Origin of the sequence: Streptomyces sp. NPDC006655 (assembly GCF_040703965.1) — a bacterium.
Classification (GTDB): Bacteria; Actinomycetota; Actinomycetes; order Streptomycetales; family Streptomycetaceae; genus Streptomyces.
In genome coordinates this window covers 1-26654 of sequence record NZ_JBEYJU010000082.1, presented here as the reverse complement: position 1 = coordinate 26654, position 26654 = coordinate 1, and the positions used below count along the sequence as shown (strand labels likewise).

Annotated in this window: 21 protein-coding genes and 4 pseudogenes; 13 read left to right on the top strand and 12 right to left on the bottom strand. The window is 69.9% G+C overall.

Annotated features, from left to right (window positions below):
* Positions 1-73 precede the first annotated feature (73 nt).
* Positions 74-1963, bottom strand: a complete 1890-nt coding sequence (locus AB0958_RS33920) for a propionyl-CoA synthetase (protein WP_366894304.1) — start codon at positions 1961-1963, stop codon at positions 74-76.
* A gap of 180 nt (positions 1964-2143) precedes the next feature.
* On the bottom strand, positions 2144-3055 hold the full coding sequence (locus AB0958_RS33915) for an alpha/beta hydrolase (protein WP_366894303.1): 912 nt from the start codon (positions 3053-3055) through the stop codon (positions 2144-2146).
* A 443-nt stretch (positions 3056-3498) separates the two neighbouring features.
* On the opposite strand from AB0958_RS33915, the gene AB0958_RS33910 reads away from it, so the two are divergent.
* Complete coding sequence (locus AB0958_RS33910; RefSeq protein ID WP_366894302.1) at positions 3499-4023, top strand: enoyl-CoA hydratase/isomerase family protein; 525 nt, start codon at positions 3499-3501, stop codon at positions 4021-4023.
* A 483-nt stretch (positions 4024-4506) separates the two neighbouring features.
* Here AB0958_RS33910 and AB0958_RS33905 read toward each other — a convergent pair whose 3' ends face one another.
* Entirely contained in the window at positions 4507-5520 is a 1014-nt protein-coding gene (locus tag AB0958_RS33905) for an NADP-dependent oxidoreductase (protein WP_366894301.1), read from the bottom strand.
* A 161-nt stretch (positions 5521-5681) separates the two neighbouring features.
* On the opposite strand from AB0958_RS33905, the gene AB0958_RS33900 reads away from it, so the two are divergent.
* Positions 5682-6191 carry a helix-turn-helix domain-containing protein gene (locus AB0958_RS33900; RefSeq protein WP_366894300.1) on the top strand — a complete coding sequence of 170 codons (510 nt, stop codon included), beginning with the start codon at positions 5682-5684 and terminating at the stop codon, positions 6189-6191.
* 33 nt (positions 6192-6224) lie between these two features.
* On the opposite strand, the gene AB0958_RS33895 is transcribed toward AB0958_RS33900, so the two are convergent.
* Entirely contained in the window at positions 6225-6830 is a 606-nt protein-coding gene (locus tag AB0958_RS33895) for an ABATE domain-containing protein (protein ID WP_366894299.1), read from the bottom strand.
* A gap of 63 nt (positions 6831-6893) precedes the next feature.
* Between AB0958_RS33895 and AB0958_RS33890 the strand changes: the two genes are divergently transcribed.
* From AB0958_RS33890 to lpdA, 4 genes are all read left to right on the top strand, one after another.
* Positions 6894-7766 carry an alpha/beta hydrolase gene (locus AB0958_RS33890; protein WP_366894298.1) on the top strand — a complete coding sequence of 291 codons (873 nt, stop codon included), beginning with the start codon at positions 6894-6896 and terminating at the stop codon, positions 7764-7766.
* A 735-nt stretch (positions 7767-8501) separates the two neighbouring features.
* Positions 8502-8666 (top strand): hypothetical protein, encoded by a 165-nt coding sequence (locus AB0958_RS33885; RefSeq protein WP_366894297.1) that lies wholly within the window; start codon positions 8502-8504, stop codon positions 8664-8666.
* Between the two features lie 433 nt (positions 8667-9099).
* Positions 9100-10620: a carboxylesterase family protein gene (locus AB0958_RS33880; protein WP_366894321.1), complete on the top strand. Its 1521-nt coding sequence runs from the start codon at positions 9100-9102 to the stop codon at positions 10618-10620.
* Between the two features lie 485 nt (positions 10621-11105).
* Positions 11106-12518 (top strand): dihydrolipoyl dehydrogenase, encoded by a 1413-nt coding sequence (gene lpdA / locus AB0958_RS33875; protein ID WP_366894296.1) that lies wholly within the window; start codon positions 11106-11108, stop codon positions 12516-12518.
* A 249-nt stretch (positions 12519-12767) separates the two neighbouring features.
* Here the strand turns inward: lpdA and AB0958_RS33870 are convergent, their stop codons facing one another.
* Entirely contained in the window at positions 12768-13373 is a 606-nt protein-coding gene (locus AB0958_RS33870) for a TetR/AcrR family transcriptional regulator (protein WP_366894295.1), read from the bottom strand.
* Between the two features lie 495 nt (positions 13374-13868).
* On the opposite strand from AB0958_RS33870, the gene AB0958_RS33865 reads away from it, so the two are divergent.
* On the top strand, positions 13869-14720 hold the full coding sequence (locus AB0958_RS33865; RefSeq protein WP_366894294.1) for an alpha/beta hydrolase: 852 nt from the start codon (positions 13869-13871) through the stop codon (positions 14718-14720).
* Here AB0958_RS33865 and AB0958_RS33860 read toward each other — a convergent pair.
* Positions 14686-15402: a hypothetical protein gene (locus AB0958_RS33860; RefSeq protein WP_366894320.1), complete on the bottom strand. Its 717-nt coding sequence runs from the start codon at positions 15400-15402 to the stop codon at positions 14686-14688. The genes AB0958_RS33865 and AB0958_RS33860 overlap by 35 nt on opposite strands.
* A gap of 1042 nt (positions 15403-16444) precedes the next feature.
* Here AB0958_RS33860 and AB0958_RS33855 point away from each other — a divergent pair.
* The gene (locus AB0958_RS33855) at positions 16445-17311 is read left to right on the top strand and encodes an alpha/beta hydrolase (protein WP_366894293.1); all 867 of its coding nucleotides are present in this window, start codon (positions 16445-16447) and stop codon (positions 17309-17311) included.
* A gap of 348 nt (positions 17312-17659) precedes the next feature.
* Here AB0958_RS33855 and AB0958_RS33850 read toward each other — a convergent pair whose 3' ends face one another.
* The 3 genes and pseudogenes from AB0958_RS33850 to AB0958_RS33840 all read right to left on the bottom strand — a co-directional run bounded on the left by AB0958_RS33850 (position 17660) and on the right by AB0958_RS33840 (position 19942).
* Complete coding sequence (locus tag AB0958_RS33850) at positions 17660-18253, bottom strand: TetR/AcrR family transcriptional regulator (protein ID WP_366894292.1); 594 nt, start codon at positions 18251-18253, stop codon at positions 17660-17662.
* Between the two features lie 401 nt (positions 18254-18654).
* Positions 18655-18850: pseudogene (locus AB0958_RS33845) on the bottom strand (alkene reductase); the annotation flags it as partial.
* Between the two features lie 81 nt (positions 18851-18931).
* Positions 18932-19942 carry a helix-turn-helix domain-containing protein gene (locus AB0958_RS33840; RefSeq protein WP_366894291.1) on the bottom strand — a complete coding sequence of 337 codons (1011 nt, stop codon included), beginning with the start codon at positions 19940-19942 and terminating at the stop codon, positions 18932-18934.
* Positions 19943-20030: 88 nt separating this feature from the next.
* Between AB0958_RS33840 and AB0958_RS33835 the strand changes: the two are divergent.
* From AB0958_RS33835 to AB0958_RS33825, 3 genes and pseudogenes are all read left to right on the top strand, one after another.
* Positions 20031-20966: pseudogene (locus AB0958_RS33835) on the top strand (NADP-dependent oxidoreductase); the annotation flags it as partial.
* On the top strand, positions 20955-21758 hold the full coding sequence (locus tag AB0958_RS33830; protein WP_366894319.1) for a nuclear transport factor 2 family protein: 804 nt from the start codon (positions 20955-20957) through the stop codon (positions 21756-21758). The pseudogene AB0958_RS33835 and the gene AB0958_RS33830, both read left to right, overlap by 12 nt.
* A gap of 190 nt (positions 21759-21948) precedes the next feature.
* Positions 21949-22440, top strand: a complete 492-nt coding sequence (locus AB0958_RS33825; protein WP_366894290.1) for an alpha/beta hydrolase fold domain-containing protein — start codon at positions 21949-21951, stop codon at positions 22438-22440.
* Between the two features lie 236 nt (positions 22441-22676).
* Here the strand turns inward: AB0958_RS33825 and AB0958_RS33820 are convergent.
* Positions 22677-22871 (bottom strand): annotated as a pseudogene (locus AB0958_RS33820) (alkene reductase); the annotation flags it as partial.
* Positions 22872-22878: 7 nt separating this feature from the next.
* On the opposite strand from AB0958_RS33820, the gene AB0958_RS33815 reads away from it, so the two are divergent.
* On the top strand, positions 22879-23049 hold the full coding sequence (locus tag AB0958_RS33815) for a hypothetical protein (protein ID WP_366894289.1): 171 nt from the start codon (positions 22879-22881) through the stop codon (positions 23047-23049).
* A 401-nt stretch (positions 23050-23450) separates the two neighbouring features.
* Here AB0958_RS33815 and AB0958_RS33810 read toward each other — a convergent pair whose 3' ends face one another.
* Both AB0958_RS33810 and AB0958_RS33805 read right to left on the bottom strand, forming a co-directional pair.
* Entirely contained in the window at positions 23451-24281 is an 831-nt protein-coding gene (locus AB0958_RS33810) for an enoyl-CoA hydratase/isomerase family protein (protein ID WP_366894288.1), read from the bottom strand.
* 383 nt (positions 24282-24664) lie between these two features.
* Complete coding sequence (locus AB0958_RS33805; protein WP_366894287.1) at positions 24665-25363, bottom strand: SDR family oxidoreductase; 699 nt, start codon at positions 25361-25363, stop codon at positions 24665-24667.
* 230 nt (positions 25364-25593) lie between these two features.
* Here AB0958_RS33805 and AB0958_RS33800 point away from each other — a divergent pair.
* Positions 25594-26037 (top strand): annotated as a pseudogene (locus AB0958_RS33800) (IS200/IS605 family accessory protein TnpB-related protein); the annotation flags it as partial.
* Positions 26038-26654 lie beyond the last annotated feature (617 nt).

Below are 26654 nucleotides of genomic sequence, written 5' to 3'. Positions count from 1 at the left end.
GTGCGAGGTGATCCACACCGACGTCCGTCGGTGTGGAACGTGCTCCCCGTGGCTCATGTCCTGGGGCAGCCGTTCACGGCGTGTGATCGGTGCGGCGGAGAACCGGGCGCAGGGTTTCGATGACGCCGGGGTCGTCGACGGTGGAGGGGATGGGTTCGTCGTGGCCGTCGGCGATGCCGCGCATGGTCTTGCGCAGGATCTTTCCCGAGCGGGTCTTGGGCAGGGCCGCTACGACCGTGACGTCCTTGAGGGAGGCGACGGCGCCGATGCGCTCGCGGACGAGCTGGACGAGTTCGGCCTCGACCTCGCCCGGTTCTGGGTCGCTGCCTGTCTTGAGGACGACGAAGCCGCGCGGGATCTGTCCCTTGAGGGCGTCGGCGACGCCGATGACGGCGCATTCGGCGACGTCGGGGTGGGCGGCGAGGGCTTCTTCCATGCTGCCGGTGGACAGCCGGTGTCCGGCGACGTTGATGACGTCGTCGGTGCGGCCCATGACGAAGACGTAGCCGTCGTCGTCGATGTGTCCGCTGTCGCCGGTGAGGTAGTAGCCGTCGTAGGCGGAGAGGTAGGAGGCGACGTAGCGGTCGTCGTCGTTCCAGAGGGTGGGCAGTGCGCCGGGTGGCAGGGGGAGCTTGACGACGATCGCGCCGTCGACGCCCGCGGGTACGGGCTCGCCCGAGGGGTCGAGGACGCGGACGTCCCAGCCTGGGAGCGGGCGGGTGGGGGAGCCGGGTTTGAGGGGAGCGGTTTCGATGCCGACCGGGTTGGCGACGATGGGCCAGCCGGTTTCGGTCTGCCACCAGTGGTCGATGACCGGGATGCCCAGGAGGGCGCTCGCCCAGTGGTAGGTCTCGGGGTCGAGGCGCTCGCCGGCGAGGAAGAGATACCGCAGGCCGGTCAGGTCGTGCTCGGCGGTGAGTGTTCCCTTCGGGTCCTCCTTGCGGATGGCCCGGAAGGCCGTGGGCGCCGTGAACATGGTCTTGGCCCGGTGGTCGGCGGCGACGCGCCAGAACTGGCCGGCGTCCGGTGTGCCGACCGGCTTGCCCTCGTAAAGGATGGTCGTGGCGCCGGCCAGCAGGGGCGCGTAGACGATGTACGAGTGCCCGACGACCCAGCCGATGTCGGAGGCGGTGAACATGGTCTCGCCCGGGCCCACGTCGTAGACGGCGCCCATCGACCAGTGCAGGGCGACCGCGTAGCCGCCGCAGTCGCGGACGACTCCCTTGGGTTTTCCGGTCGTCCCGGACGTGTAGAGGATGTAGAGGGGATCGGTGGCGGGGACGGGAACGCAGTCGGCCGGGGACGCGGCGGCGACCAGATCCGCCCAGTCGAGATCGTCCGGCCCCAACTCGGCCGACTCCTGCGGGCGTTGCAGGATCACGCTCTTCTCGGGCTTGTGGGCCGCGAGTTCGATCGCCCGGTCGAGCATGGGCTTGTACGCGATGACCCGCTTGCCCTCGATGCCGCACGAGGCGGAGACCACGACCTTGGGGGCCGCGTCGTCGATGCGCAGGGCGAGTTCGCGCGGGGCGAACCCGCCGAAGACGACCGAGTGCACCGCGCCGATCCGCGCGCAGGCGAGCATCGCGACGACGGCCTCGGGGACCATCGGCATGTAGATCACCACCCGGTCGCCGTGTCCCACGCCGAGCCCCGCCAGAACTCCGGCGAAGGCCGCCACCTCGTCTCTCAGCTGCGTGTAGGTGTAGGTGCGGCGGGCGTCGGTCACGGGGGAGTCGTAGACGAGCGCGGGCTGTTCACCCCGGCCGGCCTCGACGTGCCGGTCGAGTGCGTTGAAACAGACGTTGAGCCGTCCGTCGGGAAACCAGCGGTAGAAGGGCGCGCCCGAGGAGTCCAGGGCGCGTCGCGGAGTGACATCCCAGTCGATGCCTTCCGCCGCCTTCAGCCAGAAGCTCTCCGGGTCCTCGGTACTGGCGCGGAAGACATCCTCGTACGTTCCCATCGCGCACTCCTTTGTGGCATCGGGACGGTGGTGTGGTTGCGTGCGGAACGGTGTCGGGCACACGTACCGTATGCCGGTCGGCGTGGTCGAGCAGGATGCCGCTGACCGGTGGGCCGGTCACCGGCATCGCGGTGGTGCGGCGGCCTGGCGGGCAGACCTGAGGTCAGGCGCGGCTTTCGCTCACGCGCCGAGGTGCTTGCGGAGCCACTGGCCCATCTGCCCGATGGCCTGGTCCACCTCGGGTACGCGGCCCGCGCCCAGGACGAACGAATGCTGCCCTTCGGGCATCGCGTGGGTCTCGGTGGTGACCTTGAAGTCCGCGAGGCGGCGGCCGAGCTGCGCACCGTCGTCGGCGAGGGTCTCGTACTCGCCGTAGTAGACGAGCGTGGGCGGCAGGCCGGTCAGGTCGGCGTTCACGAGGCTGATCTCGGGGGATGTGAAGTCGACGGCGGGGTCCTGCAGCCAGGCGCCCCGGAAGAGTTCCAGCGTGCCCCGGCTGAGCATCTTGTCGTTCGTCTCGTTGGCGTCCACTGCCGGGTTCTGGAGCGTGAGGTCGGTCCAGGGGGAGACGCTGACGATCGCGCCGGGCGTGGTCTCGCCCTTGGCGAGCAGGCGCAGCGGCAGCATCACCGCCAGGGTGCCGCCGATCGAGTGGCCGGTGCTGCCGATGTTCTGCGGCTCGTAGCCCTGCGCGAGCAGCCACCGGTAGGCGGTCTCGGCGTCGTCGAGCTGCGCCGGATAGGGGTGTTCGGGTGCCAGGCGGAAGTCCACGACCAGCGAGCGGGCGCCGGCCGCCTTCGCGATGTGTCCCGCGGCCTTGCGGTCGGAGTGCATGGAGGCGGTGACGGATCCGCCGAAGTGGAAGTGCAGCAGCGCGCGGTCGGGATCGGCGCCCTCGGGGACGGCCCACAGGGCGGGGACGCCGCCCGCGTCCGCTTCGGCGTAGGTGACGCCTTCCGGCTCGCTCGACGCCTTGTGGTTCGAGTCGACGATGTCACGGATGACGGCCAGGTCGAGGCCCGGTGTCGACGACTTCGCGCTCACGCTCGCGAGGAACTCCGCGAACTCGTGTGCCTGTGGGCTTACTCCCATGGTGGTGCTCCTTCTCGGGCGGGTGCCGTGCCGGGTTCCCCTGCGGCAGCCGGGTCGATGTGCAGGTCATGACGCTACTGTCTGAGTATATGAAAGTAAACTCAGATGTGGTGAATCAGCCTCATGGATGCGAGGAGGCCCTTCAGGGCATCGCAGACGGGCCCCGTCTCGACCGGGGAGGCGTCCAGCGGCGCAGTCGCCCGCGCCCTGGAGGCCGGGGGTGAGACGTGGTCCGCTCTGATCCAGTGCGAGGTCGTGCAGTCGGTGGGGTGCTCGGTCACAAGGCGGCTGCTGGAGGGAACGCCGATGACGAGAGCAGGATCGAAACCGGACGGACGCAGGGCGAACTGCCGTGTCGCGGTGATGAGTTCGACCGGGAGCCTGGGGTAGCGGCGGCGAACGCGTCCCAGGGCGGGGGGCGAAGGCGGTGCCGCAGCCCCGCCGTGGCCGCCGGTAAGCTCGTCGAGCCGCTCCGCGCCGTGTGCAAGGGTCTTGAGGTGCCTGGTGCCTGCCCCTCAGGTCCCGCGGACCTGCTGGACACGGCGGGGGACGCCCTGGCCGGCGGCCCCGATGAGCCGGTGGACGTCGTCCTGAAGCGTCTCGCCGGCCGTTCCCCGGTGGCAAAGAGCAGGCTGGCGGAGGTTCGCGGGGGCGTGGACTGGGCTTTCGGCGCGTCGGCCCTCGGCGAGATCGACAAATGCCTGCGTCACCTCGACACCCCTTGGGCCGCAGCCGCGTTGGGCGCCCTGGAGTCCGCCTCGCCGCAGAGTCTGGAGATCACCCACGCCCTGCTGGCCCGAGGCGGACAGCGCACGTTGCGCGAGTGCCTGGAGGCCGAACTCGCCCTCACGCGCACGACCATCCGCACGCCGGACTTCCTGGAGGGCGTCAGGGCCGCCCTGGTCGGCAAGGACCGCACTGCCGCCTGGCAACGTGCGTCGCTCGGCGGACGGACGCTGGCGTCCTGAACACGTCCGCCGTGAGCAGGACATCGCCTTGCGCGAGGGGAGGGGCAGACGGGCCGCGCGTCAGCGAAACGGGAACGTATGGCCTCGCGGACTGCCGCGGGCAGACGTTCGACCGGGCCGGGAGCCGTGCGGCAGCCATACTGTCCATGACAGCCGGTTTGCCGCTGACGGGAGCGGTCTGACTGCGTCCGTACAGAGCCGGATCTCATCGACGACGGCGACAGCGTGCCACCGTCGTCGCGGTTGCGCGCGTTCTGGACCGGGTGGTGGCGAGGAGCGATCTGCGGGGATCTGGGGCGGCAGGGCACACTTCGCGCGGGCATCCGAAGCCGCGCGCCGCGCTGTGCCGCGGGCATACGGCGTGCCGAATGACCCGAACCCCTGCAACTTGCAGCTCTCCGCGGCATAGTCGCGATGTGGACCGCCAACGGGGCCGTCCTGTGATGACCGTGCCGGAACGGAGGGGCTGTTGCCGGCCGCGTCTCAGTCGTTGCCGGGACCCATGGAGACCACGACCTTGCCGGCCTTGGTGCGGCCCTGCTCGGCATATGCCATCGCCTCGAGCGTCTGGTCGAAGGGGAAGGTGCTGTCGATGACCGGGCGGAGCTTTCCGCTGTCGTAGAGGGCGCCGAGTTTGCGCAGCTGGGAGCCGCTGGCCTGCATGAAGAGGAACTCGTAGCGCACGCCCAGCGCCTTGGCCCGCTTGCGGATCTTGCGGCTGAGGGTGTTCATGACCAGGCCCAGGACGGAGGGGGCGCCGAGCTGCTTGGCGAAGGCGGCGTCGGGCGGCCCGACGACACTGATGGCCAGACCGCCGGGCTTCAGCACGGTCAGCGACTTCTCGAGGTTCGCCCCGCCCACGGAGTCCAGCACCAGGTCGTAGCCGGAGATCACCTTCGAGAAGTCCTCCTTGGTGTAGTCGACGACGAGGTCGGCGCCGAGGCTCCTGACCAGCTCCTCGCTCCTGGTGTTCGCGGTCGTCGCCACCGTGGCGCCCAGGTGCTTGGCGAGCTGGATGACCGTCGACCCGAGGCCCCCGGCACCGGCATGGATGAGTACCTTCTGCCCCGGCTTCACGTGCGCGCGCTCGACGAGGACCTGCCAGGCGGTCAGGGCCACCAGCGGCACCGCGGCTGCCTCCTCCAGGGAGAGCGAGGCCGGCTTGGGGGCGACATCGTCCGCGTCGACCGCGATGAACTCCGCGAAGCCCCCCACCCGCAGGTCGCGCGGACGGGCGTAGACCTCGTCGCCGACCTCGAAGCCGCGTACGGCGGAACCGACCCGCGTCACCACGCCCGCCACGTCGTGGCCGAGCACGAACGGAAGCTTGTACTTCAGCAGCTGCTTGAACTCCCCGTTGCGGACCATCTTGTCCAGCGGGTTGATGCCGGCGGCGCTCACTCTGACCAGGACGTCGCGGTCCCCGACGGCGGGCTCGGGTACCTCTGCGGCGCGTACGCCGTCCTTGCCGTACTTCTCGACGACGAACGCCTTCATGCCGGCGGCCTTCCTGTGCGGGTGTCCGGGTGGTTGATGCGGTTCTTCCGGCAGGTCCCCCTGCGCGCCCGTTTCTCGTGTGCGGGCCGGGTGGATGTGCCGACCATGACGCTACTTGTTGAGTATAGAAAAGTAAACTCAGATGAGGTTAGAATCAGTCCATGGATGCAACGACCGAAGCTCTGCAGGACGCCGGTGTGGACCCCCGGCTCGACCGGGACGCGTCGAACTGCTCGATCGCCCGGACCCTTGAGGTCGTGGGCGAGAAGTGGACGATCCTGATCCTGCGCGAGGTCTTCTACGGCTCGTCCCGTTTCGGCGAGTTCGAACGCGTCCTGGGCTGTCCCCGCAACCTCCTCGCGGCGCGGCTCAAGATGCTGGTGGAGGAAGGGATCCTGGCCACCGAGACCTATAAGGAGCCGGGCTCGCGGAGCCGGCCGAAGTACGTGATCACCCCCAAGGGTGTGGATCTGGTCCCGGCCGTGATGGGGCTCCTGCAGTGGGGTGACCGCTACCGCGCCGACCCGGAGGGCCCGGCCATGCTGTCCAGGCACCGTGGATGCGGCGCGCACGTCGACGCCCAGATCCGCTGCGGCCGGGGCCACGCCGTACAGCCGGAAGACATCGAGAGCGTCCCCGGCCCCGCCTTTCGTCTGAGGTCCGCCGAGTGAACTGACCGCGGTGGTGCCAGGAGCCCTTGGGGCTCAGTCTGCCGGGGTGTGCTCACTCCGTCTGGCCCGGGCCTGGTGGAGGCGGACCTTTGTGCGGTTGCCGCAGCGGGACATGGAGCACCAGCGGCGGTTGCGGGCGGGGGAGCGGTCCACGAAGCGCAGGGCGCATTCGTCCGCGCCGCAGACGCGTACCCGCCGGATCTCGGCGGACAGGAGAAGATCGACGGCGTCCTGGGCGATCAGCGCCACAGCGGCTGAGGCATCGGTGGCGATGTTCGCGGTTCCGGCGGGCTCCAGGCGCCCGTCCGTGACGGCGATCTGCAAGACGGGTCGAGGAGCCCTCGCTGCTGATCGGTTGAGCATGGTGATGTCGCCGGACAAGGGCAGCCGGTTGTCGGCGACCGCGAGTACGGCCCGGTCGACCGTCTCGCGCAGCCGTCGGCCCGAGGCCAGGACGGCGGCAGCGCCGGGGTCCGGGATGCCCGGTGTGAGCAGGCCGGCCTGCTGAAGCCAGAGAGCCAGGTCGCCCGGATTCCGGAGAGTCTCCTGCGGTGCGGTCCGCCACCGGTAGCGGAGGGTGTTGGTGAAGTCCAGGCAGACCCGCCCGCCGTCCCAGATCCACATGCCGTCCGTTGCCACGCCTCCATTCTGCACGTTAGCTTAACCGTCTAAGGCGGTTAGTCCTGCCGGGGAGGCGCATTGATGGGACAGCCGGCAGTGACGACCGGAGTGACGCAGGTGCACGGGGTCCGCCTGCACTACGTCCGGGCGGGATCCGGCCCCCTGCTCGTGCTGCTCCATGGCTGGCCGCAGACCTCCGACTGCTGGCGGCCGGTGCTGGCGGATCTCGCGGCCGGCCACACTGTCGTGGCGCCCGACCTGCGCGGCTACGGCCTGAGTGACAAACCCGCGGCCGGTTACGACAAGCGGCGGATGGCTGCCGACATCGCCGGTCTCGTCGAAGCGCTCGGCTTCGGGAAGGCCGCGGTCGTGGGGCACGACCGCGGCGCCCGTGTGGCGCACCGCTGGGCGCTGGACCGCCCCGAGCAGGTGGAGCGGCTGGCCGTACTCGACATCGTGCCCACCCGGGAGATGTTCCGTCGCCTGGACGCCTCCCTCGCCTCCGGGTACTGGCACTGGCTGTTCCAGATGCAACCCGACCTGCCGGAGCGCCTCGTGGGACGCGACATCCGCGGATATCTCGAGTACTTCTTCGAGCGCTGGACCTACAACCGCCACGGCCTGACACCCGAAGCAGTCGATGCCTACGTCCGGGCGTTCTCCCGTCCGGGTGCCCTGCGCGCGAGTTTCGACGACTACCGCGCCATGGAGCAGGACGTCGCCCTCGACGACATCGACGCCGCCGAGGGCCGGCGCCTCACCATGCCGGTACTGGCGCTGTGGGGTTCCGTGGGGCTGCCCTCCCGCCTGCCGACGCTGGAAATCTGGCGCGAGTACGCGGACGACGTCACCGGTGCCGAGATCCCGGAGTGCGGCCATTTCATCCCGGAGGAGCAGCCGGCAGCGCTGCTGGCGCATCTGCGGCCCTTCCTGGCTGACGCAGGGGCTGTGTAGCGCGGGTTTGCGTCCATGAGTGCATCGGCGGTCTCCTTGGAGAGCACCCACGATCAAGAGCGGCGAACGGATGCGTGCGAAGCCGGGAGTTGAACAGAGTGGTCAGCGGTTGGGGTGCCGGGTTCCCTGTGTGAGGTCTCGGGGAGGACGGCGATGCCGTAAGAGCTTCCTGCGCACAGGCCGATGCTTGCGCCCATGCCGAGACTGCCGCTGAGGAAGCCGACGCATACCGGGAAGGCCGGCGCGACGATGCGGCACCTCGCCGCGAAGAACGTGATGTCCCTGCGGCGGCCCATGCGGTCGGCCAGGGGTCGAGGACGAGGAGGAAGCTGACTGAGGAGTTCACGCCGTAGCCGGAGGCCCGCATCATCTGCGGCAGCCCGGTGCTCACGCCGTACACCAACAGCAGACCGCAGAAGGAGGCGAGCCAGAGCAGCGGAGTCGCCCAGCGCGCGTCGGGGTGGAACAGTGCCCGCACCGCGGCCAGGCGGACCCTGGCTCCGGCGGCCGGTGCGGCGACGACGGTGGGCCGGGGCAGGCCGTAGCGGTCCGCGACCGCGTGGGCCCTGTCCCGCTCACCCCGTGCCAGCAGCACGCCGGGCGCTTCCGGCAGCAGTGTGAGCAGCAGAGGCACGGCGATCACGGCCGGCGGCACGCCTGCCCGGAAGACCCGGTGCCAGCCCGCAGCCCGGGCCAGAGTCCGTCGCCGCCATGCCGCCGGCGTGGTACGAGGTCATGAGCAGGCCCGTGGTGAGGGCGGCTCTGCGCGGTGGTGCGAACTCCATGACCATGGCCAGGCACAGCGGCATGAGCCCGCCCGGCCCGAGACCGGCGATGAACCGGCCGCACCCGATCAGTCCGCCCCCTCCCGCCGTGGCGCAGATCGCCGAGCCGCAGTGAGCGCACCCGCGAGCATGCCGAACGTGGTCCAGCTGCCCATGGTGCCCGCCCGCACTCGCCTGGGTCAGGCCGAGTCCCGCGTTGTCGGGCATGTGGGGCATCACGGCGCCGTAGAGGTTGATGTCCATGCCAGTCGAAGATCACGGCCAGCCAGCACAGGGAACACCGTGCGGAACGTGCGGGAGGGAGCCGACGCGGCGGACGAGGGGAAGGAGAGCATCTGCGTCCGTGGAGGATGTGGGGGCCTCGAAGCGCGAGTCTGTCGACAAGCCGGTTCGTCTAGTGAAACATGGTTCACCCCAAGGCGAGCATGAGTCTCGGACGACGGTCGGCCGGTGTCAATGGGACCCGCCGGTACTCCGTCTCGGTCACCCCACTTGTGCATCCCGTGCGTGGACCGTCTGCCCGGCAGCCGGTCCTCTGAGGAGTCATGATGAGCAGTAGCGAGTTTCCTGAGGTCAGGACGGCGGCGGGCGCGGTGCGCGGTCGCCGCGAGGGTGGCCTGGAGGTCTTTCGGGGCATCCCGTTCGCCCAGCCCCCGGTGGGTGCGGCGCGTTTCACGGCGCCGCGACCGGTGGACCGCTGGGACGGAGTGCGTGAGGCGTTCGCGTTCGGACCGCCGCCCCCGCAGGAGCCGATGGGCCCCGAGGCGGAACTTGCCGCCGGCCTTCCGGCTGGTGACGACTGGCTGACGGTCAATGTCTGGACGCCGGAGACGGACCCGGCCGCACGCCGGCCGGTGATGGTGTGGATCTACGGCGGCGCCTACAAGTTCGGCTCCGCCGACGACCCGGCCTACGACGGCAGTCGGCTCTCCCGCGACGGTGACCTGATCGTGGTCACCCTCAACTACCGAGTCGGGATCGAGGGGTTCGCCCTGATCGACGGCGCACCCGCGAACCGCGGACTGCTCGACCAGGTCGCCGCCCTGGAGTGGGTGCGCGAGAACATCAGCGCCTTCGGCGGCGATCCCGACCAGGTCACCGTCTTCGGCGAGTCAGCGGGCGCCGGGTCCATCGCCGCGCTGATGGCCATGCCGCGAGCGCGGGGTCTGTTCCGGCGCGCCGTCGCCCAGAGTGTGCCGGGTACGTTCTTCTCCGCCGCGCTGGCCGGTGACATCGCCGAAGCCCTGGCCGGCGGGCTGGGGCTGCGTCCGACGGTCGCAGATCTGTCCGGTGTGGACCCGCGCAAGCTGCCCGGGGCAGGAGCCGCGCTGACCGCCGGGATGCGCGGGTACGTCGACCGCTGGGGCCCGGTCGCTCTGACCCCGACCCCCTTCTCGCCCGTCGTCGACGGCGATGTCCTGCCCACCACCCCGTGGCAGGCACTCGCGAGCGGCGCCGCGCGGGACGTGGAGCTGATCGCCGGGCACAACCGGGACGAGTACCGTCTCTTCCTCATGCTCGGCGGGCTGCTCGGACAGGTGGACGAGGCCCTGGCCTCGATGGCGCTGGGCCTGTTCGGACCGGCACCCGACGGCGAACAGACCTACCGTGCAGCGTTCCCGGACGCCCCGTCGGAGTACCTGTTCGAGCTGGTCCAGTCCGACTGGCTGTTCCGCATGCCCTCCCTTCACCTGGCGCAGGCGCAGGTGGCGGGCGGCGGCCGGGCGCACGTGTACGAGCTGACCTGGGCCGCACCCGCCAACGGCGGCGTTCTGGGCGCCTGTCACGGACTCGACGTACCCCTGACCTTCGGTGTGTACGGCGGCCTCGGCGCCATGCTGACCGGGCCCGTGCCCTCGCCCGAGACCGAGGCGCTCTCCGCCCGTTTCCGCTCCGCCTGGACCGCCTTCGCCACCACGGGCGACCCGGGCTGGCCCGCGTACGACGCCGAGCGCCGCCTCGTCCAACTCCTGGACGCCGAACCGACGGTCACCAGGTACCCGGAAGAGGCCGCCCGCCGCATCTGGGAACACCACGTGTTCGCCCCGCTGCCTCTGACAGCGGCGTAGCCCGGCCACGCCGGGGTTGATTCGCTCCATGGTCGGCCAGGTGATGACCGGTCGGCCATGGCGGCCCTGGCCCGCTGTCACCCTTCGCCGCGAACCGGATAGATGACGGGATCCCTCCTGGCGTGGGGCGCCCGCCCGCGCGGCTCAGCCGGATGCCGTCCTCAAGCCCGGTGCGCACGGCCCGGTCGCCGCCTTCGGCCTCGACACTCTCAGGCTCGGTGCCGCCGAGGCCCAAGTGCACGAAGCCGACCGGGCGTCGGCCCGCCGCCGCTGAGGACTGAGCGGGCATAGATCACCGCGTCGCGGCGCTGAAGCTGACGTCGGGAAGCCGCTGCCGAGAGGGCGGACCATACGGTCGCCTCCACCGTTTCCCCACGGCGGAGGTGGCGGATGCCGCCGCCGGCGTGTTGATGAACAGATCGTTCGATCGGGAGTGAGTCCGCCCCTCGCGGGGGCGGGCCGTCCCAGCGGAAAGGAAGCCGTCCATGGACGAGCAGGGTGAGCGCTTCGACGTCGTCGTACTCGGCGCGGGCCCCGGCGGATACGTAGCCGCCATCCGGGCCGCCCAACTGGGCAGGAGCGTCGCGGTCGTCGAGGAGAAGTACTGGGGCGGTGTCTGCCTGAACGTGGGCTGTATCCCCACCAAGGCCCTTTTGCGCAATGCCGAGTTGGCGCACATCTTCACGCGCGAGGCGAAGACCTTCGGCATCAAGGTCGAGGGTGAGGTCTCCTTCGACTACGGCGAGGCGTTCAGCCGTAGCCGCCGGGTCGCGGACGGCCGGGTCAAGGGCGTCCACTATCTGATGAAGAAGAACAAGATCACGGAGATCGACGGCCGTGGCACGTTCCTCGACGCACACACCCTCCAAGTGGCGGGCTGCGACGGCGAGTCACGCACGATCGGCTTCGACCACTGCATCATCGCGACCGGCGCCACGCCCCGGCTGCTGCCCGGCACCAAGCGCACCGCGCGCGTGGTCACGTACGAGGAGCAGATCCTCGCCGACGACCTCCCGCAGTCCATCGTGATCGCGGGCGCGGGCGCGATCGGCATCGAGTTCGCGTACGTGCTGCACAACTACGGCGTGAAGGTCACGATCGTGGAGTACCTGGACCGGATGGCGCCCCTGGAGGACGTCGAGGTCTCCGCCGAACTCGCCAAGCAGTACCGCAAGTTGGGCATCGGCGTGCTCACCTCCACCCGCGTCGAGTCGATCGACGAGTCGGGCGCGCAGGTCCGTGTCACGGTCACCGGCAAGGACGGCGCCCAGCAGGTCCTTCAGGCCGACAAGGTGCTCCAGGCGATCGGTTTCGCGCCGAACGTCACCGGTTACGGCCTGGAGAACACGGGCGTGCGGCTGACCGAGCGCGGCGCGATCGACGTCGACGGCCGGTGCCGTACGTCCGTCCCGCACCTGTACGCCATCGGTGACGTCACCGCGAAGCTGATGCTCGCGCACGCCGCCGAGGCGATGGGCGTGGTCGCCGCGGAGACGATCGCGGACGCGGAGACCATGGAGCTGGACTACGTGATGATCCCGCGGTCCACCTTCTGCCGGCCCCAGATCGCCAGCTTCGGCTACACCGAGGCGCAGGCGCGGGAGAAGGGCTTCGACGTCCAGGTGGCCAAGTTCCCGTTCACCGCGAATGCCAAGGCCCATGGCCTGGGCGACGCGAGCGGGTTCGTGAAGCTGATCAGCGACGCCAAGTACGGCGAGCTCCTCGGCGGTCACCTCATCGGCCCCGATGTCACCGAACTCCTGCCCGAGCTGACCCTGGCCCAGCAGTGGGACCTCACGGTCCACGAGGTCGCCCGCAACGTCCATGCCCACCCCACCCTCGGTGAAGCGGTCAAGGAAGCCGTCCACGGCCTGGCCGGCCACATGATCAACATCTGAGCGTGAACGACCTGTACGACGAGCTGATGCGGCACCTGGGCGAGTCCACGAAACCCGGACCGGCCGGCTGGTCCTCGCGGCGGACGACGCCCGCGACGTCGTGCCTGGGCGCAGGGGGGACGGGGCCGCGTGCAGGCTTCCGGGTGCCGAGTGGACGCCTCTTCCCGTAGGGGTGCCGCGCCGCAGGTGAGGGGTTGGCGCGGCGTGGGCGGTGCGGCGCGCGCCGCGCAGTGTCTGTCTGTACGCCGGTCAGTGCGCCGTCCTGGTGTCCCCTTCGTGTTCGATGCCCAGGAGCGCGAGGGCGTTGTGGATGCCCTGGTCGAGGACTTGGTCGGCGAGCTGCGGGTCGGCGAGGGCCCGCGAGAGCTGGAGTGTGCCGGCCAGCATGGCGTAGGAGCTGAGTGCCATGGGGCGGACCGAGAGCGGGTCGTCCGGCGCCAGGCGGGCGGCGATGCCGTCGGCGACCACCAGTACGCCCTCGGTGTACGCCTGCTTGGTCGGGTGGGTGCAGCGCCCTATCTCGTCGAGCAGGGCGGCGGAGGGGCAGCCGGTGTCACGGCTGTCACGGTGCCAGGGGGACAGGTACCAGCGCACGATCTGTTCGAGGCCGGCGCGGCCCGGTTGTGCGTGCGCGACGATGCTCGCGTTCTGGGCCTGCAGCTGGTCGGCGATCGTGGTGGCCACCAGGTCGTCCTTGGACGTGAAGTGGGTGTAGAAGGCGCCGTTGGTCAGCCCGGCGTCCTTCATGAGCGCCGTGATGCCCGAGCCGTCGATGCCGTCCTCCTTGAAGCGCCGGCCCGCCGTCTCGATGATCCTCCGCCTGGTGGCCTGCTTGTGCTCTTTCCTGTATCGCACCGCACACTCCTCTGCGCGCCGGGTGGGCCGCTCGCCCTCCGTCGGCTCCTCCGATGTATTGTATTGTGAACGTAATTCAATGACCCCGGATTCCGGTGCCCTCGCGGCCGGTGCGGCACCGCCGCCCCTCGGTCCCCGCCCCTCGGTCCCCGCCGCGCCGGACCGCTTGCGCCGCCGGCCCCGCAGCCGGTTCCGCGGCGGGGTCGCGGGCTCCGCTCACCCCGGCAGCCCCCTTGCGTGCCCGAGTCGCCCCTGCTTAGTATTATGAGCATAATGTAATTGTTCTGCGGCTCGGCGCGGTGGATTCCGGGGTGATCGGAGCGAGCCGGTGACCGGGCGATCCGAGCAGGCCGTCTGCCTGATCCGCATTCCTGGCTCGCCGCATGGGGCGCCGGCCAAGGGCAGCGACCCCGCAGACCCGGCATGTCTTGGTGTGCTGCGTGAGCAGACCCGCGAGACATGACAGGCACCCGCCCACAAGAGAAGAAGGACGTCATGAGCACCTATCTGGCAGACAAGGCCGAGAACCTCACCGTGGAGGGGCCCTCCGCGACCTTCACCTACCGGCGCATGGGTCCGCAGGGCGGTGTCCCGCTGGTCCTGCTGCAGCGGTTCCGGGCGACCATCGACTGGTGGGACCCGGAGTTCCTGGACTACCTGGCCGCCGACCACGACGTGATCGTGTTCGACAACGTCGGCGTCGGCTGCACCACCGGCGAGCCGCGCGACTCCCTCGACGGATTCGCCGAGGGCGCCGCCGAGTTCATCGAGGCCCTCGGCCTGGCGCGGGCCGACGTGCTCGGCTGGTCCCTGGGGGGTTTTGTGGCCCAGCGCCTGGCCGCGCGTCGCCCGGAGCTGGTGCGCAAGATCATCGTGGCGGGCAGCGGCCCGACCGGCTGGGTGCCCGGTGCGCCGGAGGCGAGCGAGAAGGTCCTGGGCATCATGGCCAAGCCCGACGCCGACCAGGAGGACATGCTGTACCTGTTCTACCCGGAGACGGACGCGGCCCGCGCCTCAGGGCACGAGCACTTCGCCCACGTCGCGCCCCGGCTCGCCGCCGGCGGCCCCGCGGTCTCCGAGACGGCGGCGCAGGGCATGCTCGCCGCGATCGGCCAGCTCCTGGCAGCCCCCTTCGACGAGGTCAAGGCCGAACTGGAGTCCATCAAGCACCCCGTCCTGTACGCCAACGGCCTGCACGACGTGATGGTCCCCGCCCACGCGTCCTACGTCGCCGTCCAGCACCTGGCCGACGCCACCCTCCTCCTCTACGGCGACGCCGGCCACGCCTTCCTCTTCCAGCACGCCAATGCCTTCACCAAGCAGGTGGCCGACTTCCTCGCCGCCTGAAGACGCCGACCGCGCCGCCGGTCCCGAACCCCGGGCGACGGCCGGTCAGCCCTCGTGCAAGGGCCGCCTCACAGCCGTGAGGCGGCCCTTGCACGGCTCCGGCCGGGTCATCACCGTCGAGCCCGGGCAGCCGGTGCGTACCGGCGACGTGACCTCGTAGCACTCCCCGACACGACAGGCGGCACGCATTACTGGTCGCCCGCCTGCCGTCACCCCGCGCCTGTCCTGCGGGCAGGGGTCCGCGGGTCTGCTCCCGCCGCCGGCGGTGACCGGCGACCGGGGCTTTCGGCGGCACGCAATTTTGTCTTGGTGCCGGGTCTCGCGAAGAGACCGTGAAGCGTCCCGCCCGCGCGCTCACAGTGAAACGATCACACGCACCGGGCATCACCGCGTTGCCGGGCCCGTCCAGAGGATGCCGTAGCGCTCGCTCCGCGCAGGTGGTCGACGGTGAAGGCGGCGGCGCGGAGGTCCTCGATGCGTGAGCTGCTGCCGAGCAGGAGATCGAACTCGCCCGGTCCGACGACGCGGCGTCCCGAGCGGCGACGACGGTGCAGTCACCGGCGAGGACGAGGATCATCACCTCGACCCATTCGCCCGGCTCGACGCCGACCTGGGTGAAGGCCTTCACTTCGCGATCGGTCCACGTCACGCTCGGGACGCGGTCGCGGGCATACCCCTGCACAGTCTCCCGTGCCGGACGGCGGCCCGTCCTGGTCAGCGTCACCGTGGCCCGCAGCGTCCCCGTGGACGTGACAACGGATTCTGGATCGTCGGGTCCGAGTCTTGCACCGCCGTGCAGTTGAGGCCCTCGCCGAAGGCGAACAGCGGATCCTGTGTCAGATCGGCGCACCTGTAGCCGTACTGCCCCCGGCCCTGGTCGGTAATGGACCGGCAGCCGCCCGCTCGGCCCAGTGCGCCCGACCAAGAACTCGGCGACCGCCCGACCGCCTGCATCCCCGGGGTGAAGGCCTGGACGATGGCGTCGGCGCCGACTGCCCGAGCGCGGGCAGGGCCGAGGGCTTGCCCGGGACCAGGACGACGAAGGGCCGGTCGAGCTTCCGGAGGGCGTCGGGAAGTGCGATCTGACGTCCCATGAGCTTCAGCGTCGCCATGGAGCGGCCTTCCCCGGTCAGGCCGACGGTGTTGCCGACGAGCGCCGCAAGCGCTGCACCAGGTCCGCTGCGGGTGCAGGCGGGAGGTGGGCCGTACCGGTGGCGGGGGGGCGGGGCTGAGGCGGGCGTCGTCGTGGTCCACGGTGTGCACTCCGGCCCAGTCCTCGTCCTGAAATCCGGGGCGCAGCCAGGCGTCGTCCTCACGCCGGGCATCGAAGTCCGCAAACCGTTGTACAGATCGTCGGCTGTCCCCGGTCCGGGGCCGGACGGCCACGACCAGCGTCTCGTGGCCGCCGGCGCAGGTGAGCCGCTCCTGCTCTGGTGGTTCGCTGTGCTGGTGCACCCCCGACGCCCGGGGAACCCGTGATTCCGCCGCTGTGCATTCCGTTCGGCCGGCCCACTTGCACCCCGATGGAATTATGGTCATACTTCAATGGTCGACGGGTTGTTCAGGGACCTGATCCAAGGGGTTTCCCGCTTCCTGGGCCTCCTCTGACCGCCGACCCCGGACTGCAGCCGCAGCCGGGAGACCCGGGAACCGCTCTGCGCCCACCTGCGAGGAAGCAGAGCCGGCGCACAGCGGCGGTAATCCTCACACCGAAGGGCACGACCGTGAACGCACACGAAATACGAGGCGACGTGGTGACGTCGTACAAGAACGCGCAGACCCGCACCGTCACCGCCGACGGAGTGACCTTCGCCTACCGCGACCTCGGCCCCCGGACCGGCATGCCGGTCGTCTTCATCACCCACCTCGCCGCGGTCCTGGACAACTGGGACCCCCGGGTCGTCGACGGCATCGCCGCCAGGCACCGGGTGATCACGTTCGACAACAGGGGCGTGGGCGCCTCCACCGGCGTGACGCCGAAGACCATCGAGGAGATGGCCAAGGACGCCGTCACTTTCATCCGGGCGCTGGGCTTCGAGCAGGTCGACGTCCTCAGCTTCTCGATGGGCGCCATGATCGCCCAGGTGATCGCCGAGACTGATCCGCAGCTCATCCGCAGGCTGGTCCTCGCGGGCACCGGTCCGGCCGGCGGCGAGGGCATCAAGAACGTGACCCGGATCTCGCACTATGACACCCTCCGGGCACTGCTCACCCTTCAGGATCCGAAGCAGTTCCTCTTCTTCACCCGCACCGCGAACGGGCGCCGGGCCGGCAAGGAGTTCCTGGCCCGCCTGAAGGAGCGCACCAAGGACCGGGACAAGGCGATCCGCCTCACCTCCTACTTCTCCCAGCTCAAGGCCATCCACCGCTGGGGGCTGGCAAAGCCGCAGGATCTCTCCCGCATCCAGCAGCCCGTGCTCGTCGCCAACGGCGACAACGACAGGATGGTTCCGACGTCGAACTCGTACGACATGGCCAGGCGACTGCCGAACTCCGAGCTGGTGATCTACCCCGACGGCGGACACGGCGGCATCTTCCAGTACCACGAGCAGTTCGTGCCGACGGCTCTCGAGTTCTTCGGCCGGCCGTAGGGCCGCGGTGCGGTGTGCGTACGGGGCCAAGGACGCTGACTCAGAGCCGTGACGCCCGCCGGGCGTCACGGCTCTCGTCACGTGTTCGACGTAACTGACCTGCTCGCCTCTCGGCCCTGCGGCGCCGAGGCGGTTGACGTGCAGGACGGCGATGCGGAGACCGGCCGGCGTCCCGTCCGGGCGCCAGGACCCAGGCCCAGGACCTGCACTGCCGCTACGGCGTATGTCGAACGGGCGCAGAGTCGGCCGCCGTACGAGCGCAGGACCCCCGCGCCGGCCGCTCCCGAGATCGCAGTTGCCCCGGGGGCCACCCGCTCACGCGGCACCGGCGTCCCGGCCCGTGCCAGGTCATCCAGCCGGTGTTGACGTGCATCGCGCGATGGCGAGGGCGTTCTCGATTCCCTGCTCGAGGACCTCGTCGGAGAACTTTCGGTCGGAGAGCGCGCGGGACAGCTGCAGCGTTCCCACCGCCAGGGTGAAGAGCCCGACGGCCTGACCGCGGGCGGACTGCGGATCCTCGGGTGCCAGGCGGGCGGCGAACTCGTCCACGATGGCTTTGGCGCCGTGGGTGTAGGCGTCCTTGGTTGCGTCACCGCAGCGGCCGATCTCGTCCAGCAGGGCGGCGTTCGGACAACCGTTGCCGGGGTTGTCCCGGTGCTCGGGCGACAGATACGAGCGGATGAGATCCTCGAGGCCCTCGCGGCCGGGCCGCAGCGCTCCGAACTGCTCCACCTGCGCGCGCAGCTGCTCGGCGACGACGTGAGCGACGAGGTCGTCCTTGGACTCGAAGTGGGCGTAGAAGGCCCCGTTGGTGAGTCCGGCGTCCGACATCAGCGTGGAGATGCCGGAGCCGTCGATGCCGTCCTGCTTGAACCGGTGGCCGGCCTTCTCGATGATCCGCTGCCGCGTCACCTGCTTGTGTTCCTTGGTGTAACGCGCCACAGGGTTCCTCCCCGACGTTGCCGGACCATTGCCTTGTATCTCATCCTAATCTATGGTCTGACGCACGTAATATTATGGTCGGCAGGTGATTGTTGGCCGAGCTGTCGCCCAGCAGACGGCAGGCCCGGGCTCGACCGCCCCCACCCGCAGAACCAGGAGAGCAATGATGCTCAGCCCGAGCCGCAACGTGTCACGACTGCTGACGGACACCGCGTCCCGACACCCCGAGCGCACCGCGATCGTCTTCGGCGAGTCCGGATGCGGAGCCGCGGGACGGGACCTCGTGGTCATTGACGGCGCACCGCTCGCGTCGCGAGTGCATGTTCACCGCTGTTTGGCTGCGCCGTGCGTACGCCGAAGCGCCCGAGGAAGGCGACTGCCTCGGGCGCCGGGGGCTGTGGTCAGGCGGTGTGGGTGGGGTAGTCGGTGTAGCCGGCCGCGCCTCCGCCGTAGAAGGTGGATGCGCTCGACCAGGTCGGGGTTGGCGAGGGCCATCGAGCCCACGGTGATGACGTCGGCGATGCCGTTGTCGATGTCCTTGGCACGGGTGGCGATGTCGGTGCCGGCCCGGTTGAGGATCAGCGTGTTCGGCCACAGCTCGACTCGCGGGTGCGTTTGCTGTCATACGCGCGACCGATACCGGTTCCCGGCATGACCGATGGCATGACGTGCATAATTTTACGGTCGAGGGCGACGTGCTTGACCGTCCCGCCGGGCATCCGACGCGGCGGCACGGCTCGTTGCCGGTGCGCCTCGGAAGGTGCGCCGGTAGGCCAGTGGTGTGACGCCGATAGCGGCGTGCAGGTGTTCGCGCAGCGAGGTGCCGCCGGCGAAGCCGACCTGGCCGGCGATCTCGTCGACCGGCAGGTCGGTGGATTCCAGCAACTGCCGGGCCCGGTCGACGCGTTGCTGGATGAGCCAGCGTCCGGGGCTCAAGCCGACTTCTTCGTTGAAGCGGCGGGCGAAGGTGCGCAGGCTCATGTTCGACTGCTCGGCGAGGTCGCTCAGGGTCAGCGGCTTGTGCAGGTTCTGCAGCGCCCACTGCCGGGCGGCGGACGTGTCGTTCGCCGTTGCGTCGGGGACCGGGTGTTCGATGTACTGCGCCTGGCCCCCGTCGCGCCACGGGGGGACGACGCAGGTGCGGGCCACACGGTTGGCGATCTCGCTGCCGTGGTCCTTGCGGACAAGGTGCAGGCAGACATCGATGCCGGCAGCGGCACCGGCCGAGGTCAGCACGTCGCCTTCGTCGACGAACAGGACGTTCGGGTCGAGTTCCACCTGCGGGTACCACTCCCGGAAGAGGCCCGTGGCGTGCCAGTGCGTGGTGGCCCGGCGCCCGTCGAGCAGCCCCGCCGCGGCCAGCACGAAGGCGCCGGTGCAGGTCGACACGATCCGGGTGCCGGGGGCCACGTACGCGAGGACTTGCGCCAGGTCGACCGGCGTTTGACGGCCGGGGTTGCTGGTCTGGAACGGTGGGATGATGACGGTGTCGGCGGTGCGCAACGCCTCCGGGCCATGATCGACGGTGATGGAGAAGTCCGTGTTGGTGCGCACCGGGTGGCCGTCGATGCTGCAGGTCACGACCTCGTAGCGGCCGTCTGCGGCGCCGAAGACGCGGTGGGGAATGCCCAGGTCGAACGGGTACACCCCGTGCGAGGCGAGGACAACGACGCGGTGCACCTTGATCACGGCAGGATCCCGTCGAAAATTGGCGATCACGCCATTGTAGTGGGCCTGTGACGGCGGCCAGGCTGGGCCCATGACGGACACCGAGACCATGCGAGTCATCAGCCAGGACACCTACGGCACCCCAGACGTGCTGCAGGAGACCCTGCTACCCAAACCGGCGCCAGGGGTGAGTGAGATCCTGGTCGCCGTCCACGCGGCCGGGGTCAACCCGACCGACTGGGGGAACCGTGCCCGGTCCGCGACCATCGCCCGGCTGCCGCTGGTGCTCGGCTGGGACGTCTCCGGCGTCGTCGAGGCCGTCGGCGTGGGCGTCACCCTGTTCAAGCCCGGCGACGAGGTCTTCGGCATGCTGCCCTACCCGGGCGGAGTGGGCTCGCACGCCGAGTACGTGACCGGGCCGGCCCGCGTCTTCACGCACAAGCCCGCCGGCATCGACCACGTCCAGGCCGGTGCGCTGCCGCTGGCCGCGCTGACCGCCTACCAGGCACTGGTCGACACCGCCGGCGTCCGGGCCGGGCAGCGAGTCCTGATCCACGCGGCGGCCGGCGGCGTCGGTCACCTCGCCGTGCAGATTGCCAAGGCCCGCGGCGCGTACGTGATCGGCACCGCCAGCGCTGCCAAACACGACTTCCTGCGATCCCTCGGTGCCGACGAGGTCATCGACTACCACAGCGTCGACTTCACCGAGGTGCTCAGCGACATCGACGTGGTCCTCGACCCGATCTCCCGCGACTCCGCCGCCCGCGCCCGATCCGTGGCCGTGCTGCGCCAAGGCGGCACCCTCGTCTCGATCCTTCCGGTACCCGTCGACGCCGGCGAACTGGCGGCGATCGCCGAGCGGGGGATCCGCTACGAGTCGCTGCTGGTCGAGGCCGACCAGGCCGGCATGCAGGCCATCGCTGCCCTCGTCGAGACCGGCGCACTGCGCGCCCACGTCGAGGCCACCTTCCCGCTCGCCGAGGCTGCGAAGGCGCATACGCTCGGCGAGACCGGCCGCACCACCGGCAAGATCGTGCTGACCGTCCGAGACAGCAAGGCACACGTTGCCAGCCAACTGCTGCATGACGTGTTCGTCCTCGGCGACACGGCCATCGTCGATCGGGTCGTGCGGCCCGATTCCTACATCCAGCACAACCCCCTGGCGCCCGACGGAGCCGACGCCCTCAAGTACTTCAGCGGCGCCATGCGACAGCAGTTCCCGCAGGCCGCCTTCGAGCCCCGCCGGATCATCACCGACGGCGATCTGGTGCTGCTGCATTCCCGCTATGTCATGGTGCCGGGCACCGAGGGTCTGGCCGTGTTCGACCTGTTCCGCTTCCAGGACGGCAAGATCGCCGAGCACTGGGACGTCATTCAGGAAGTGCCCGCCACCACGGCCAGCGGCAACGACATGTTCGCCACGCTCAGCGAGCCGCGGACCGACGCGGTCGGGCAGCGCTGGTTCAGCGCCTACCACAAGGAACTGGTCACCGCGTTCGTCGACCAACTGCTGGTCCGCAAGGACCTGACCGCCATCGACACCTACGTCGGCGCCGACTACCACGAACACAGCCCGACCATCTCCGACGGCGCGGCTGGCCTCAAGGCCGACCTGGGCAGCTACTTCGACAAGTTCCCGCAGTCGAGTGTCACACCGAAACGCGTCATCGCCGAAGGCGACCTGGTCGCCGTGCACAGCCACTACGTCGACACGCCGGGCGAGCGTGGCCGGTCGGTCATCGACCTCTTCCGGGTCCGCGATGCCAGGATCGTCGAGCACTGGAGCTCCGAACAGGCCGTGCCCGAGACCGCCGCCAACGACAACACGATGTTCTGACAGCCGCCGGGGGCGGGGCGCATCGTGTCCAGCCCCCACAAGAGCGACCGGCATCAGACCATCAGCGCGGCGATCCCCGAACCGTCGATCCCGTCGCTCTTGAACCGACGCCCAGCCGTCTCGCTGATCCGCCGCCGCGTCTCCTGCTCGCGCTCTCGCCCGTGTCGAGTTCGCGCAGTTCCTGGACGGCGTGCGCACCAAGTGGATGACGCCGGGCCTGGACCTGGGCATCGTGCGCGACATCGCCGAGACGCACCACCTGGCGTCCACCGAACCGGAAGACGTCACCTACGCCGAGGTCGACGCCGACGGCGTCCCCGCCCTCTGGGCCATCCCCGCCGGCACCGACCCCGACCGGGCGCTGCCGCACTTCCACTTCGGCGGCTCAGCCACCGCCTCCATGCATGCGGACCGCAAGGCCGCCGGGCACATCGCGAAGGCCGCCGGGATCCGCTCGCTCGTCGTGGACTTCCGCCATGCCCCCGAACACCCCTACCCGGCACAGCTCGACGACGCCGAGACCGCCTACCGACTACGCCCCTTTCGACTCCAAGGACGATCCGGTCGCGACGGCGGTCGCCGACCAGTTGCGCGCGCAGTGCGAGGCTGTGGGTGCGGCGGTGCCCGGCCAGGCCGGGATGGAGCAGATCCTGCGGGCCTCTCTCTCGGTGCAGCACCGTGACAGTCCTGAGCACGGCTGCCCGTCGGCCGCCCTGCTCGACGAGATCGCCCGCGGCACGGACGCGACCCGACGCGCGTACACCGACGGGGTGCTCACCGTGATCGACGACGTTGCCGCCCGGGTCGCACCCCAGGACCCGCGCTCGGTACGCGTGCGGACGTTCAGCATCTATGCCCTGGCGTGCGTACGCCGGAGCGCCCGAGGGAGGCGATTGCCTCGGGCGCCGGGCGCTTGGGTCAGGCGGTGTAGGTGGGGTAGTCGGTGTAGCCGGCTGCGCCGCCGCCGTAGAAGGTGGCGGGGTCGGGGGTGTTCAGGGGTGCGCCGGCACGTATGCGCTCGACCAGGTCGGGGTTGGCGAGGGCCATCGAGCCCACGGTGATGACGTCGGCGATGCCGTTGTCGATGTCCTTGGCACGGGTGGCGATGTCGGTGCAGCCCATGGTGATCGACATGCTCGCCCATTCGGTCGGAGCGGTCATGCTGTCGCGGGCATGCCCGGACGATTCTCCGCTGGCGGACGAAATCCTCGATGTCTGCCGCAAGGAGATTCTCGCCTCGCTGGCGCACGGCAGCAGCGATCAGCCGGCAGCACTGGGCCCAGAAGCCTGACCGCAGCCGACCGACACAGGGCCGACCACCCGAGAGGCAGACACTGACGCAAGAGCCTGCGATTTCGAGCCGTTGGTGCGGCATTGCAGCAGAAGCCCTCTCAAAGGATGGGCTGCGCCGCTGCCGAGAGCTGTTCATGTGCCGTGGGCGACGTCACGGCACCGGACGCGAGAACGTTCGGTCCACTTGCACGTGACGACGGTGGGACATTGGCCGTCGCGTTTTCCGTGTTCGGAGACCGGTGGGTGCGGCGGGCCCTCCGGCCGGGAAGCCGGCGGCCGGGCTGCCGTTGAGGCGTGCCCGGCCGCCGTGGGAACCCTGATGGGTGGGGGATGGACGCTGCCCGGGGTGTCGCGGCGCCTACGGGCGCCCTGTGGGGCGCTGCGATCGGTCGTGGGTGATCAGAGGGCTTCGCTGACCCGGCCGATGTACTCGCCCAGCTGGTACTCGACGTCGAGGCCCTTTTCGGCGACCAGTGCGCCGAGCCCGACCGCGCGCGCGGCGAATCCCGGCTGCGTCAGGGTGCCCGCGAACTCGCCGAAGGAGGCGACCAGGTGGGCGTCCGGCGGCAGTGTCGCCCGGTTGACCTGGGACTTGGCGGTCGCCAGTGCCTGCCGGTCGAAGGAGGCGAGGCGGGCGACGGTCGCGTCGACGAAGGCGTCGAGTTCCGCGTCGGGCAGGGTTCGGGTGACCCATCCCCAGCGCTCGGCGGTGTCGGCGTCGTAGTCGGCGCTGGTCAGGATCGCCTCCAGCGCGCGGTCGCGGCCGAGGGCGCGCGGAAGCCGCTCGCCGCCGCCTCCGCCGGGGACGAGGCCGAGGCCGACCTCGGGCTGGCCGAAGAACGCCTTCTCGCGGCTGGCGTAGCGCAGGTCGCAGGCGAGGGCCAGCTCGTTGCCGGCGCCCCGGGTACGGCCCCGGATAGCCGCGATGCTGACGAACGGGGCCTTGGTCAGCCGCAGGACCATGTCGGTCCACAGCGGGTTGTCGTCCTCGTGCTCGGGCGCGGGGATGTCGGCGGCCGCGGTGGCGTCGAAGTGGTTGATGAAGAAGTCGGGGAGTTCGCTGGCGAAGACGACGACCTGGATGTCCGGGTCGTTCTCCAGCTCCGAGACGATCTTGTGCAGCGTCACGATGGACTCAGGGATCACCAGGTTCACGGGGGGATTCGAGAACGTGATCCTCGCGGTCCGCGGGGTCGTCCGCTCCAGGCGGATCGTGCTGGGCCGGCTCATGGCGTGGTTTCCATTTCCTGAGGGGTTGGGCTTGCGTGGCCGTGATCGCGTCCGGCGACCACGGAGCTGTTGCGCCTGGTGGGGTGCGGGTGTCGTCGGCTTGTCACTCGGAGCTGCGTCGGCTGGGCCGGTCCCGCCTGCACCTGTGCGGCATGGCGTGGGCGTTCGTTCGCGCTGATGGCGAGTCACCGCTCTGTCCCCACCATTTACCTTACGTTCATAATACAATAGGCCGAGAAACGTCCAGCAGGCAAGACCCGACACACGGGGGGAACCGTCGTCGGCCGTACAGCACGTTTGTCCGACCGACGAATCACAGATGCTGTGCCGTGGCGTTCCCTTGACGGACGTGCCTGGCGGTTGGCCGGTGGGGCGGGTGCGCCTCAGGGGAGCTGCGGGTAGAGCACGGAGACGCCTCCGGACAGTGCTGCCTGTGCCTGGCGGGCGGCGTTGTCGGCGAGGATCTCGTAGGAGCCGGCGGCGATGCCGTCCACGGCGATGCGCGCGATGTCGGCGGGGTCGGACTTGGCCGCGTCGACGGTACGGACCATGTCGGTGTCCATGTAGCCGACGTGCAGGCCGGCCACGCGGATGTGCTGGTCGGCGAGTTGCACGCGCAGGGTGTTGGTGAGCGACCACTCCGCGGATTTGGCGGCGCAGTAGGCGCCGAACTCCGGGAAGCTGACCCAGGACAGGCCGGACAGGACGTTCAGCATGGCTCCGCCGCCGTTGGCCGCGATCTGGGGTGCGAAGGCGCGGGCCACCGTCAGGGTGCCGAGGTAGTGGGTGTTCATCTCCAGGCGGATGTCGTCCAGGTCGGCGGTGAGCAGGTCGGCACCGGTGGAGGAGCCCGCATTGTTGACCAGGACGGTCACGTCGCCGGTGGCCGCGGCGGCGGCCGCGACGGAGGCCGGGTCGGTGATGTCGAGCGCGATCGGCTTGGCGCCGGGCAGGTCGACCTGGTCGGGGTTGCGGGCGCCGGCGTAGACGCTGGCGCCACGGCTGAGCAGTTCGGCGGCGAGGGCCCGGCCGAAGCCCCTGTTCGCTCCGGTGACAAGGGCGGTGCTGGCGGAGAGGTCCATGAAGGTTCCCGGTGAAGTGGAGAGGAGATGACCGGTGCACGGATGGCGTGGCCTAATGCGGCCCAGGTCCATTAAATTACGATCGTAATAGTAAGCAGAGTGAGTCAGTGATCGCAACCGATCCGCCTGGTGAACGACGCTGCGCCAGGCACCTTGGCCGGAGCACCGTCAAGGAGACAGGCGAATGGTGCCCTAGATCCGCCGCGCTCTACCGCGACATAGAGGACCCGGGCAAGCCCACCGGCCGGCTGCGTGCCCGGCTGACCTCGATGACCGACCAGACCGGTATCGCGGTCATCGCCGTGGACCCGGCCTACACCAGCCGCTGGGGCCGCCCAGCACGGCAGAAACCCCTCAACTCCAAGACTCGTAGACCACTCGCCATGAGGCTGCCGCCGTGGCGATCAGAAGGCGCGCCCTGCGGCACCCGGTCCGGCGTCGGACGGCACCGCCCCCTGCTCACCGGAGTGATGAGCAGGGGCATCGGACCGTCCAGGCTGGACCGGGTGCCCCAGGGCGTCAGGGAACCCGCCACCCGCATTCCCGGACCACGGACACGATCCGTGCGCGCCGGATGCGGAGCGCACGCGGGGGACCAGAACGCCCAACACCGTTCGGGGCGTTCTGCTGAGCAGGGGGCCTGGCAACAGGACTCACTCCCGCTCAGTCTCTAGGAACGGTTCAACGCCGCCACGCTCTACGCCTACTCGCTGCTCCAGGAGAACGTCGCAGCCTGCGTCCGCCAGCGCCGTCCGAAGCTCGGGTCACGCACATCGGGCCAGGCCCGCGGATCCATCTGCGTGACCTCCACGAGAGATAGCAGGTGACTCCGCTGCGAACTGCCCGAGCCAAACTGACTCGATATCAGGCCGCATGACCTTGAAGAGGGGAAGACAACATCTCAGATACTCCATAGTTTTTTGCTTCCATCAGGAGGCATGAGGAGTGCTGGCCAGGTCCGGTCCGTGGGAGAACGGGCTGAACTGCTTCTTCCCTCCCCAGACGGGGGCCTGCCTCACAGGAGCCGCGCGGCACACTCTCGCCTACTTGCCAGCCAGTGGACGACCGCGGAGCGGACGTCCACTCAGATACCTTAACTACAAGCCAAGTTGCAGATTTTAAACAGAGCTGAAGGAGCGTGGAGAGCGGAGCGCGGAGCGATCGGCTCTCCACGCTCCTGACACCCACTCAGTGATCCACGGAGTGGATCACCTCCCAACTCCCGCGGAGCGGGGGTTGGGGTTTCCGCCGCGTAGCGGCGGCGCGTCGTGTCTGCGGAGCAGACCGCGCG